At 36.7% G+C, this 12,436-nt stretch carries 9 protein-coding genes; 8 read left to right on the plus strand and 1 reads right to left on the minus strand.

Features of this window, described 5'->3' with window-relative positions:
- From SH601_RS05800 to SH601_RS05835, 8 genes are all read left to right on the plus strand, one after another.
- The coding region (locus SH601_RS05800) for an LPXTG cell wall anchor domain-containing protein (RefSeq protein WP_319957327.1) at positions 1 to 1,533 on the plus strand (1,533 nt) is incomplete at its 5' end.
- A gap of 205 nt (positions 1,534 to 1,738) precedes the next feature.
- The gene (locus tag SH601_RS05805) at positions 1,739 to 3,418 is read left to right on the plus strand and encodes a hypothetical protein (RefSeq protein WP_319957328.1); all 1,680 of its coding nucleotides are present in this window, start codon (positions 1,739 to 1,741) and stop codon (positions 3,416 to 3,418) included.
- Positions 3,419 to 3,582: 164 nt separating this feature from the next.
- On the plus strand, positions 3,583 to 5,193 hold the full coding sequence (locus tag SH601_RS05810; RefSeq protein ID WP_319957329.1) for a prenyltransferase/squalene oxidase repeat-containing protein: 1,611 nt from the start codon (positions 3,583 to 3,585) through the stop codon (positions 5,191 to 5,193).
- A 43-nt stretch (positions 5,194 to 5,236) separates the two neighbouring features.
- Positions 5,237 to 5,980, plus strand: a complete 744-nt coding sequence (locus SH601_RS05815; protein ID WP_319957330.1) for an AraC family transcriptional regulator — start codon at positions 5,237 to 5,239, stop codon at positions 5,978 to 5,980.
- Between the two features lie 152 nt (positions 5,981 to 6,132).
- Positions 6,133 to 6,714 (plus strand): thioredoxin family protein, encoded by a 582-nt coding sequence (locus SH601_RS05820; RefSeq protein WP_319957331.1) that lies wholly within the window; start codon positions 6,133 to 6,135, stop codon positions 6,712 to 6,714.
- Between the two features lie 115 nt (positions 6,715 to 6,829).
- A complete protein-coding gene (locus SH601_RS05825) occupies positions 6,830 to 7,792 on the plus strand; it encodes a D-2-hydroxyacid dehydrogenase (protein WP_319957696.1) in 963 nt (320 codons plus the stop codon).
- A gap of 83 nt (positions 7,793 to 7,875) precedes the next feature.
- The gene (locus SH601_RS05830; RefSeq protein ID WP_319957332.1) at positions 7,876 to 8,454 is read left to right on the plus strand and encodes a YdcF family protein; all 579 of its coding nucleotides are present in this window, start codon (positions 7,876 to 7,878) and stop codon (positions 8,452 to 8,454) included.
- 764 nt (positions 8,455 to 9,218) lie between these two features.
- Positions 9,219 to 10,346, plus strand: coding sequence for an MFS transporter (locus SH601_RS05835; protein WP_319957697.1), 1,128 nt, complete (start codon positions 9,219 to 9,221; stop codon positions 10,344 to 10,346).
- Positions 10,347 to 10,657: 311 nt separating this feature from the next.
- On the opposite strand, the gene SH601_RS05840 is transcribed toward SH601_RS05835, so the two are convergent.
- The gene (locus SH601_RS05840; protein ID WP_319957333.1) at positions 10,658 to 11,956 is read right to left on the minus strand and encodes a sensor histidine kinase; all 1,299 of its coding nucleotides are present in this window, start codon (positions 11,954 to 11,956) and stop codon (positions 10,658 to 10,660) included.
- Positions 11,957 to 12,436 lie beyond the last annotated feature (480 nt).

Genomic DNA, 12,436 nt, shown 5'->3' on the forward strand with positions numbered 1-12,436 from the left:
GCGGACGCAGATTCTGATGCAGATGCGGACGCAGATTCTGATGCAGATGCGGACGCAGATTCTGATGCAGATGCGGACGCAGATTCTGATGCAGATGCGGACGCAGATTCTGATGCAGATGCGGACGCAGATTCTGATGCAGATTCGGACGCAGATTCTGATGCAGATGCGGACGCAGATTCTGATGCAGATGCGGACGCAGATTCTGATGCAGATGCAGACGCGGATTCTGATGCAGATGCAGACTCCGATTCGGATGCAGACGCAGATTCTGATTCAGATTCCGATATAGATCTAATCCCTGATAGACCATATGTTGACAATATTTATCATGGTGATGAGTTTATTACTGGAATCGCTGAACGTGGAACAACAGTATATGCAGTAGTTGATGGTGAAATCATTGGTTCTACTTATGTGGATCATGTAAATGATGATCCGATTGCTCCAATGATGATGTCACTTGCTTCACCAGCATTAGATACATCCATGCTAACAATGAACTCTGAATTAGTAACTTTAAATGATTCAGTTGATGAAGAATCTGATATCCCAACAGAAGAAAGTGACACACATGGATTCTTCCAGATTGATTTAGAAGAAATGTTACATGCTGGAACAGAAGTTGAGCTGTATAAAATTAATGAGCATGGGAATCAAGGTGAGTCAACATTTATTACGGTTCTTCCGTTAGATGATGAGCCGACAGACCCAGAAGAAGGAGATGCGGACGCTGATGCAGACGCAGACTCTGATTCTGATGCAGACGCAGACTCTGATTCTGATGCAGACGCAGATTCTGATGCAGATGCAGACGCAGATTCTGATGCAGATGCAGACGCAGATTCTGATGCAGATGCGGACGCAGATTCTGATGCAGATGCAGATGCGGACGCAGATTCTGATGCAGATGCAGATGCAGACGCAGATTCTGATGCAGATGCAGATGCAGACGCAGATTCTGATGCAGATGCAGACGCAGATTCTGATGCAGATGCAGACGCGGACTCTGATGCAGATGCAGACTCTGATGCAGATGCAGACTCTGATGCAGATGCAGACGCAGACTCTGATGCAGATGCGGACTCTGATGCAGATGCAGACTCTGATGCAGATGCAGACGCAGACTCTGATTCGGATGCAGACGCAGACTCTGATTCTGATGCAGACGCAGACTCAGACTCTGATTCTGATGCAGACGCAGACTCTGATTCTGATGCAGACGCAGACTCTGATTCGGATGCAGACGCAGACTCTGATTCGGATGCAGACGCGGACTCTGATTCGGATGCAGATGCGGACGCAGATTCAGAAGACGATGCTTCTTATACAGGAGGAAGTTCTACAACACCAGGTTCTTCTACTGGAGGCAATGGTTCAGGTACGAATATAACTGGATCAAGTGATTATGATAGTGGAAGTACATTACCTGATACAGCTACTAATACTTGGGCGTATGTGGCTGGTGGACTTGGAGCTCTGTTAGCCGGTGTTGCTGCTAGAACCTTTGGTCGTCGTAAGCGAAATTCATAAGAACACAGGGAAATTTCTGGAGCAAATGTGGCAATGCATTTGCTCCAATTTTCCGTTTATACATATACAAATCTATTTGATACTTACAAAATAAACAAAAAATTGAAAAAATAATAACAAAATAGGTTTTAATTCTCAACATGATGGGAAAAGTTTAATCACAGAAAAATCACTCTGTTTATCTATGAGAAGGAGGAATTAAACAATGGTTAAAGTACTAGCTGGTGTCACAGAAAGATATCAGTCACAAATGAATAAATTGCGTCGATTCGTTGTAGAGAAAGAGACACCAACACAATCAGATGAAACAATTCTGTTTTTATCCATTGCTTATAAAAATGAGCGTGCTACAGTCCTTGTTGAAACAGGAGACTCTTTTGATTGTGCGTGGGATGCACTTTATCAAAAAGGGAAAAATTATATCCAAACAAAATCACTGGATTTATCTTTACTAAAAGTTGATATGGTGAAAGATATCATCAAAGAAGATCAACAAGAATTCGCAGAGAAATTAACGAAAACAAGGAAATACTATTTTCGTTACGGTGTGAGTTTTGGAGATAATTTCCGGAATGCCTTTTTGGAACAAGAATTAAATGGATATTCGATTATTCGAATCGATTCAAAAAGTAAACGAGGATTTATTGATGAACGTAATCTTCAATCTTATATTAGGAAGCATCGACCATTAGACAAGACAATAGATTTTTCAAAAATAAACTCTATTTATACTTTTACAACAAAGGGCTATATTATTGAAGACCAAACTTGCTATGAACTACATACAGGAGAACGTGATAATGGGAGAAGAATGACTCCGTTAGATAAACAGGAGCTAGAATCATTAGTTAGAGGGGGAAGCGATTATTTAGCTAGATTAACAAAAGACTCAGGTATATTTACATATGGATATTTCGCTTGCTTTAATCGTGAGATCAACCATTACAATACATTACGTCATGCTAGTTCACTCTATTCGATGTGTGAAACGTATGAATATTTCCCTTCAGAGGAGCTTAGACTCGCGATTATCCGTGCATTACGATTTTTAATTAATAATTTTATTGTACAAACAGAGGAGGAAGCCTTTTTAACAGAAAAAACAAAGGAAGGTAAAGAAATTAAGCTTGGTGGGAATGCTGCTTCTATTTTAGCTATTACAAAGTACACAGAAGTGTTTGAAGATGATCGTTATTTGGATGTTGCGTGTAAATTAGCAGATGGAATCAAACGAATGCAAAATGAAGATGGTTCTTTTGTACATGTGCTTCACTATCCATCATTAGAATTGAAAGATAAATACCGTATTATTTATTATGATGGCGAAGCAGCATTCGCGCTAATGCGTCTATATAAGTTAACGAAAGAGGAGCAATACTTACAAATGGTTAAAATAGCATTTGATCATTTTATAGCGAATGATTATTGGAAGCATCATGATCATTGGTTAAGTTATTGTACAAATGAGTTAACAATTTATTCACCTGAAGAACGTTACTTTGAATTTGGCTTAAAAAATGTGGAAGGTCGATTAGATTACATTTATCAACGAATTACGACATTTCCAACATTTCTTGAGCTGACACTTGCAGCATATCGTATGGTTAAGAGGATGAAAGAAATAGGAGTAGACCATCTGTTAGAAAACTTTGATGAAGAGAAGTTAGTAAAAACGATTCATCAAAGAGCAGAATATCAGCGCAATGGTTACTTTTATCCAGAACTAGCTATGTATTATAAGAAGCCTGATAGAACAGGTGGGGCATTCTTCATTCGCCATCATTCTTTTCGGACAAGAATAGATGATGTAGAACATAATTTATCAGGATATATAGCCTATTACAATATGTTTCAACGTGACCTTTTGACCAATTTTTCCAAATAACACGTTTTGTTGAGTGAAAATTTTGACAATTTGCGACTTAACAACATAAAATAGTCCATAGATACTATAATGTTACCAAACGGCACTTTAACAAGTAGAGAGGGTGGAATCAACTGAAGGCATTAGATAAATTTATTCCACATCTTAGTCAGGCAAAAGAACGATTGTACTCTCGAAAGGATGATGTTGCTAGGAGTAATAGTAATGTTTTCCCAAATGAAAAGAAATACGTTATTTTTTTATCTGTATCTGATGGGAAGACGAGAGCAATTGTTACGACTGGTGTAGCAGAATCTATGGAACTTGCGTGGTTGGACGCAGAAAAGAAATGTTTGCAGATAATTAATCAACAAAGAATGAGACCGATATGGATTAAAGCTGATGTAGTCATTAATATGAAGCTACAATCGAAACATACTTTCTTTCAAACATATCACCAAGTGGAGAAGAGGCACCTTCGTAAAGGGATCTCACTAGATAGGTCATTCAATCTAGCATTCTTAGAACAAGAATTAAGTGCGAATGTCTTTTTAGAAGAACAATCATTTTCGATTGATACGATGCTTGATTATCTAAAAACATATCGACATTATAAGGAAAGATTAAGAGAATCTGATATAAAAGAAATTATTATTTTTGATACAGTTGGTGTCTTTTGTGATAAGCGAAACGTTTATCCTTTACATTCAGGTGGTTTGTCAAATGGTAGAAGGAAAGTGTCGGTAGTCGATCAAGCTATTATCCAACAAATGATAGATACTGCTTCCATACACTTAGCGAATAAGGTGAAGCTAACTGGGGAATTTTCTTATGATTTCAACCAGTCAGATGATATACATCGGTTGTTCACTCATGCGAGTACGATCTATGCAATGATAAAAGCGTATGCAATTACAAAAAATCCAATGCTAGAAAAAGCAATAAAACGAGCGTTAAATTATTTGGTTCATCAAAAGATCGTTTATAGAAAGCATCCAGAATACGGAACGGTAGCATATGTTGTGGACAAGAAGAAAGGCTATGAAACTGCGTTAGGTGTAATAGCTATTACTGTTATAGCTATAACTATGTATGAAGATATATTTAACGATCAATCTTTCCGATTTATGGCCGAATCTTTAGGGCATGGTATCCTAAGTTTGCAACAAGATAATGGTCTATTTCACCATATTGTAAAGGTAAAAGATTTTAACATAAAACAAGCCTATCGAAACGCTGTCTATGATGAGATGACCATTTATGCACTACTGAAATTGTATGAGGTAGAGCATAAGGATAAGTGGCTGAATCGAGCTTTGCTCTCTTTTGATAGATTCATCGAAGAGAAGACAGAACAACCAGATTACTGGTTAAGCTATTGTGCTAATGAAATAACAAAGTACAGACCTGAAGATAACTATTTTACATTTTGTTTGCAACAAATGAGCACGAATTTAGCTGATATCTTAAAGAAGGCAACTTCGAATCCTATATACTTAGAGCTATTAATGTCGACAGAGCAACTTATTCAGCGTATAAAAGGATTGCAAAAGGAATATTTGTTAGAAGAATATCCAGTTGAATATTTCACTGCAACGATTCATCAGCGTGCCAAACATCAATTAGATGGATATTTTTTCCCAGAGCTAGCCATGTATATGGAAGAACCACAAAAAGTTAATGGAACATTTTATATTAAGAATCGTTCATTCCGTATGAAATTTGATGACATAGCACATTATATCTCATCCTATCATTATTACTATCAGAAAGTCTTACAAATAAAAAAAGATTAATAGAGACATAGATCTTTCACACCAAGTAGAAGGGACTGCTATAATGTCGAATTCCAATGATCTTTTCAATCAACAATTGTTGCTAGCAAACAATGAATATGCTAGAGAAGGTGAACAATTGGATAATACCCAGTATTGCTTTCAGAAAGAATCAGATTTCCTTCGTTTATTTTCGAATGGTGATATGCGCTCGCTAGATGTGTTTAAAAGTGAGCGAGAAAAGTTTGTCCAAACATTAGCAACATCTAAGAATAGAAGCTATAAAAATAATCTCATTGTGTTTGTTACCCATTTGACACGTGCTGCAATTGATGCAGGTTGTAATCCGAACGAAATGACCAATCTAATGAGTAATATCATAAAAGAAGTAGAGAATTACTCTGTTTCACTAGACAAAGAAATCATTTTTGAAGTAGAGACAAAAATTCTTTTAGTTTTCATCCGAAAAATAAAGCAAAATAGAGTAAAAGGACTAAGTAAAACATCTCAGCTTATTATTCATTATATACAAGAAAATTTATCAGAACCGATTGGTTTATCAGATTTAGCCGTACATTGTGGACGTCATCCTAATTATATTTCAGCTTTATTTAAACGTGAAACAAATAAAAACATTCATCGTTATATTTTGGAGGAACGGATTAAAAAAGCAAAACATTTCATTAGACATACTGATTATTTATTTGTAGAAATCGCACAACTTTGTGGATTTGAAAGTCAGAGCTATTTCTCTGTACAGTTTAAGAAAATAGTTGGCTGTACACCGAAAACATATCGAAATAATTAAAGTAAGGCGAAACTAATTCTTTTTATCTAGTTGTAATCCTAATTACCCATATTATATAGTGTTTAATTATAATATTCTAGTAATTTGGTTGAGACTAGCAGATTTTTCATGATATCGTTTTCGTATATAATACGAATAGGAGGAGTTTTTTTATGGCGTTTACGTTAGAATTAGGGGAAAAGGCACCAGATTTTCAACTTCCTGCTACAGATGGAAAAGAATATCGTTTATCCGATTTTGCTGATGCTAAAGTGTTAGTCGTATTTTTTACATGTAATCATTGCCCTTTTGTTGTGGGTTCTAATGAGGTAACGAGAGCTACAGCGGAGAAATTTGCGGAAAAAGGCGTAACATTCGTCGGAATTAACGCCAATAGTGAAAAAACAAAACCAAATGATTCCTTTGATGCGATGGTGGAACAAATGAAAGAACATCAATTCCCGTGGATTTACTTACACGATAAGTCTCAAGAAGTTGCGAAGGCATATGGTGCATTACGTACACCGCATTTTTATGTACTCAATGAAGGACGAGAATTAATTTACACAGGCCGTGGCATTGACAACCCACGCGAGTCAGAGAAGGCGACAGTGAATGATTTAGAAAATGCCTTAACAGAACATTTAGCAGGTCAGGAAATTTCCACACCATTAACGAATCCATTAGGCTGTAATGTGAAATGGCATAACCAGGATGAGCATTGGATGCCAGTAGAAGCATGTGATTTAGTCTAAATAGGAGTCCGTATTCTCGATTAGAGAGTATGGGCTTTTTTCTTACCATTCACAATGGTTAATGAGAGAAAAAATGGTAAACTAACTATATACAAATTCTAAAGAGGGGGACGTTATCATGGCAAGAACAATGGTGATTAATAAAGCTTTAGATGAAACACTTTTGCAAGAAATTGAACAGGAAATCCCTGGTTGGCATGTCATTGCGACGAAAAATACAGATAAAATAGCGGATGAGCTAGCAGAGGCAGAAATAATTCTTCATTGGAAACAAGCCATTGAGCCAATCATACTGGAGCAAAATAAACAGCTGAAATGGATTCAAACATGGAGTGCAGGTGTTAATAGTCTCCCGCTCGAAGCATTAGAGCAAAAGAATGTCACCTTGACAAGTGCAACAGGTGTACACGCATATTCTATTTCGGAAACAATCTTCGCATTTATGTTAGGTTTGACGAGAAAAATGAATGCATATGTCCGCGGACAAGCGAACAAAGAATGGCATCATGCGGACTTGAAGTTAGAAATACACAACAAAACGATTGGGATATTAGGTGTAGGTGCAATAGGTCAAGAAACGGCTAAAATAGCCAAAGCTTTTAGTATGAACGTATTAGGACTTCGTCATTCTGGTAAGGAAACTGCCTATGTAGACGAGATGTATACCCCTGACCAATTAGCTACATTTTTACCGGAATGTGATTATGTAGTCATAACCCTTCCTTTAACAGAAGCAACAGAAGGAATGTTTAATAATGAAGCTTTCCGATTGATGAAAGATAGTGCGATATTAATTAATATTGGAAGAGGGCCAATTGTTGATGAAGAGGCATTAGTTCAGGCATTAGAAAAAGGGGAAATTGCCGGTGCTGGTTTAGATGTTTTTCAAGTGGAACCACTTCCGAAAGAAAGTCCACTATGGGAGATGGAAAACGTGATGATAACCCCGCATACTGCTGGTTCGACAGAGCATTATGATGAACGTGTCGTACGAGATATCGTCATTCCAAATATTAGACAATATCTCAAACAAGGGGAGCCATCTGTTAATGTAGTAGATTATCACAAAGGATATTAATAAAGTATTCTGCCACTAGAGTTCGGTAAAGAGTCATGATAAGCTATAATAGCAGTTTACATGTAGAAACGGAGCGTGGCAGAATGACTTGGAAAAAAGGGTTACTTGTATCATTACCTTTATTTTTCTTATTAGTGGGCAGCGTTATTTTCTTTAACTTGCATCGATTTATCGTATCACAGGATACACCAGAAAAGGTAGATGCGATTATTGTATTAAGTGGCGGGCTTGGTGAACGAGAAGAAGAAGGAGCAAAACTCTACCATGAAGGCTATAGTGATAAAATCATTGTCACAGGAGCACCAGTTGGCTGGAAAACATACTCTTCTGATATGATGACAGAGCATTTACGTGCATTAGATGTACCGAAAGATGCGATTTATTCATTTAAAGGTGTGACAAGTACAAGAGAAGAAGCGGAATTATCTATCCCAATGCTGAGAGAGTTACATGTGCAACGTTTAATGGTTGTAACGAGCAAGTTTCACTCTGCCCGCGCAAAATGGATTTTCCAAAAAACATTAAAAGATGAAGGGATAGAAGTCATCTCTGTGCCAGTCCGCGACGATGTGTATGACCGTAACTGGTGGAAAAATCATGAAACAAGAAAACAAGGAGCAAGTGAAATCCTCAAATATATCTGGGAAATTTTCCGATGGTAAGAAGGAAGTAACTACTTCCTTCTTACATATTCTTCATACTGTTTATCAGCCCGCCCAGCAACAACAAGACAACAATATAAAGTGAAAGTAATAAACAGCAACAAACCACCAACAATCATGAACCACATATATGTCTATTCCTCTCTTATGATGACTTCTTTCCCATTTTTCACAAAACAACAACAACCTATACCATTTAAAAAAGCAATTTATCTACAAAAAGAGGAGGTGATGAAGCGAGAAAGTGTAGAAAAAAGATTTATTTACAAAAGCAAGTGAGATAGAGCGAGAAAGTGTAGAAAAAAAGATTTATTTACAAAAGCGAGTGAGATAGAACGAGAAAATGCAGAAAAAAAGATTTATTTACAAAAGCGAGTGAGATAGAACGAGAAAATGCAGAAAAAAAGATTTATTTACAAAAGCGAGTGAGATAGAGCAAGAAAATGCAGAAAAAAAGATTTATTTACAAAAGCGAGTGAGATAGAGCGAGAAAATGTAGATAACCAGACATATCTACAAAATGAGGAAGGGAAATCGCTCTCCACGCTACTTACGCCTCATCATGACAGGCTGACTCCACCAACAAAAAATAGAGAAAATATTCATAATAGTATAAGAGCAATTTGGAAGTGCAAAAGGGTTCCAATTGCCATCGTCATCGGTTATAATAATATTTCGAATATCGAAATAAAGGAGATTTTCTTTTGGCACAGATACAAGCAAAAAAAGAGAGGATTTGGACGAGGGATTTTGCCTTAATTTGTATGGCAAATTTTTTTATTTTTCTAGGGTTTCAAATGACGCTACCAACGATTCCATTATTTGTTCAAGAATTGGGCGGTAGTGATCAATTTATTGGTATTATAACTGGTATTTTTACATTTAGTGCATTACTTTTACGACCAAGTGCTGGACATGCTTTGGAAACAAAAGGTAGACAATTTGTTTATATGATCGGCCTAGCCATTTTTGTTATTTCTATCGGTTCTTACGCATTTATTACAAGTATTGTGATTTTATTTATTATGCGATGTATACAAGGGTTAGGTTGGGGATTTTCCACAACGGCTACTGGTACGATTGCGACAGATTTAATTCCTGAAAGTAGACGTGGGGAAGGAATGGGATATTTCGGTCTTTCCGGTAATCTTGCTTTAGCTATCGGACCGGCTCTAGGGTTAACATTATATGGTTATATCTCATTTACAGCACTGTTCTTACTTTGTGCATCTTTAGGTATTGTAGCATTTATTTTATCTAGTGTGATTAAGTATAAACCTGTTGACCCAAATGCGAAAAAAGTAGTAGCACCACGCTTTGATGTAATGGAAAAAAGTGCGCTTAGACCATCGATTTTATTGTTTTTCATTACATTTTGTTTTGGTGGAATTGCTTCCTTTCTGCCGCTATATACAGCAGAAGAGGGTGTGGCAGGTATACAAATCTATTTCTTCGTATATGCCATTTTCTTAATGGTGACAAGAACATTCGCTGGTCAATTATATGATCGAAAAGGGCATATTGTCGTATTTATCCCAGGTACGTTATTGATTTTAGCGGCAATGGTATTGTTGGCATGGCTACCTAATTCTTTCGTACTATATTTAGCGGGAGCTTTATATGGATTAGGCTTCGGTACCGTACAACCAGCGCTACAAGCTTGGGCGATTAACCAATCACCAGCTAACCGAAAAGGGATGGCGAACGCAACATTCTTTTCTTTCTTTGATTTAGGTGTTGGTGTTGGCGCGATTGGCTTTGGATTTGTGGCATCTGCATTAGGATATAGCTACATTTATGTTATTGCTGCGGTATCAATAGTGATTGCGATTTTACTATATGTATCATTGTTACTGAAAGATAGAAAGCTCAAGCAACAAGAAGCGGTATAAGAACAGGAAAGCTGCCTGAGAAATTATTCTCGGCAGCTTTTTTTGCTTAAGTAAAGAATGGAGTATTTGTCTAGAGCGGAGGGCCCAGAAACCAGGCGACTTCACCAATCGTCCTATGATAAAGAAAAGACTTGCCGACAGTAAAGTGCCTTTTTTATCATAGTGCATGAGTCCGTAAAACTCCCGCTGATTGAAGTCTCACTTTATTTAACAGTTTTTTGGTTTACATAGTTCGCGTTTTAGATTGTAAACCACTGCTAGTAAAAGTTTCAGCTGATTATTGCGTTGTCGAGGTGCAGTTTGTCATGGCGTTATGAGGAGCATCTGTAATTGTTCGGTTTTTCTTCTTGCGAATCGTTTTTCGTCATATTAAAAGCAATCACCGTACCTACCTCCATCTTACTCCTAATTTGCAAACCTGATCCAAAACCTTCAATTAGCCTTCTATTCGTATTGTTGAGCCCTACTCCTACAGAATTGACTAAATCCATCTGTTTAATCGAACGAACGCTATCTTCGCTCATGCCAACTCCATTATCTTTAATGATGACTCGCACATAATCTTTTTTCTTAAAAGCTTTAATTTCAATTGTTCCACCAGAAGCTTGTTTCATAATCCCATGTTTTACTGCGTTTTCAACAATTGGTTGAATTGTCAACGTTGGTAAATAAAAACCTTTTACAACTTCTACATCCCACAGCACTTTTAATCTATTTCCAAATCTTACCTTTTCTATATAAAGATAAGATTCTACGATGGAAATTTCCTCATCAAGAGATATCCATCTATTAAAGGAGTGAGAGTCAAATTTGCTCCGTAGAAATTCACTAAATTCATCTACCAATCGACGCATTTTATCAACGTCTACAATGCTTAGTGCATTGATGGAGTTTAACGTATTAAAGATAAAATGTGGTTGTATTTGTGCTTGTAACCATTTTGCTTCCATTGCGGATTTTAATTCTTGTCTCATTTGATAGGATAAAGCAAGTCCTAATCCTAAAGGCCATCCAATGTAAAGAGGGATGGTAGATAGAACTAACAAAACTTGAAATGTATGTTGTGTCGGTCCAATTAGTTGTTCCTCAATTTGACCGCTAAATGCTAAATACCATCTATAAGAAAAAATGGGGATGATCAAAGCGATTGAAATAGCTGTGTATAAATGCACCCAAAATTGAACTTTATTTGTTTTATAAAGCATAGCCACTATCGAAATCACAGCAACCACTACGACGATAAAATCATGGTAAAGATATCTTGCGGTAGGGTTTGTTTGATTGATAAACGACATGATAATGGATAACAGAATTAATGCTATTAGTAGTTTTTGTCTTTTTCGATCATTACCAAAGCCACGAAATCTAATAATTCCTTCCATTAATAAAATTGCACCGGTTAATGTACAGCTGTTGTTTAAGAACGTTATTAAACTTCCATTAAAAAAATAGATACTAATAAAGCTCACGAACCAACTAACAGACGACAAAGTCCAGAAAGCTGGCCCTTTTACCGTAGAGTTAATTCTCCATAAAACAATCATTAATGTTAATCCCATAAAATTAATGATACCAATAACTAGTAGAAGTGTTTGTAGATCAAGTGCCATATTAGTCTCCGATTTCATGATATATTATTTGTTTATCACGGTGCATGAGTCCGTAAAACCCCCACTTCAAGGTTCGAGTTAAAACAAAGAAGCTAAGTGGGGGTTAAACGGACGCCAACGCCCTGATAAGTTTCGCTTTATCGTTCTTTCATTATATAAATAATATGTATTCAAAACAAGAAGCTAGAGTGTCTAATTGGAAAAGTGTAGTTAACGAAAACGAGGTTTTTAAGGTTCATTCGTACATTTGATCTGTTATTTTCACTTTTCCTTCTAGAAACAACACTAACATAATTGAAATAGAGGAATAGCTATCCAAAAAGTATCCCTCACAAACATCTGCCTTAATTGACAAGGTTTATCACGGTGTAAATATCCGTGAAACCCAGCCTTCAAGATTTAGTCAAAACAAGGAAGCTAAGGAGGGGGATGAACGGCTGCTAACTTCCAGATACGTTTCGCTAACAATCAGTGGGAGTT

The organism is Gracilibacillus pellucidus (assembly GCF_033949965.1).
GTDB classification, from domain to species: Bacteria; Bacillota; Bacilli; order Bacillales; family Amphibacillaceae; genus Gracilibacillus; species Gracilibacillus pellucidus.

Coding starts and splice junctions, on each gene's coding strand:
- SH601_RS05815 (WP_319957330.1), top strand. CDS start 5,237: ATGTCGAATTCCAATGATCTTTTCAATCAACAATTGTTGCTAGCAAAC.
- SH601_RS05820 (WP_319957331.1), top strand. CDS start 6,133: ATGGCGTTTACGTTAGAATTAGGGGAAAAGGCACCAGATTTTCAACTT.
- SH601_RS05840 (WP_319957333.1), bottom strand. CDS start 11,956: ATGGCACTTGATCTACAAACACTTCTACTAGTTATTGGTATCATTAAT.
- SH601_RS05830 (WP_319957332.1), top strand. CDS start 7,876: ATGACTTGGAAAAAAGGGTTACTTGTATCATTACCTTTATTTTTCTTA.
- SH601_RS05835 (WP_319957697.1), top strand. CDS start 9,219: ATGGCAAATTTTTTTATTTTTCTAGGGTTTCAAATGACGCTACCAACG.
- SH601_RS05805 (WP_319957328.1), top strand. CDS start 1,739: ATGGTTAAAGTACTAGCTGGTGTCACAGAAAGATATCAGTCACAAATG.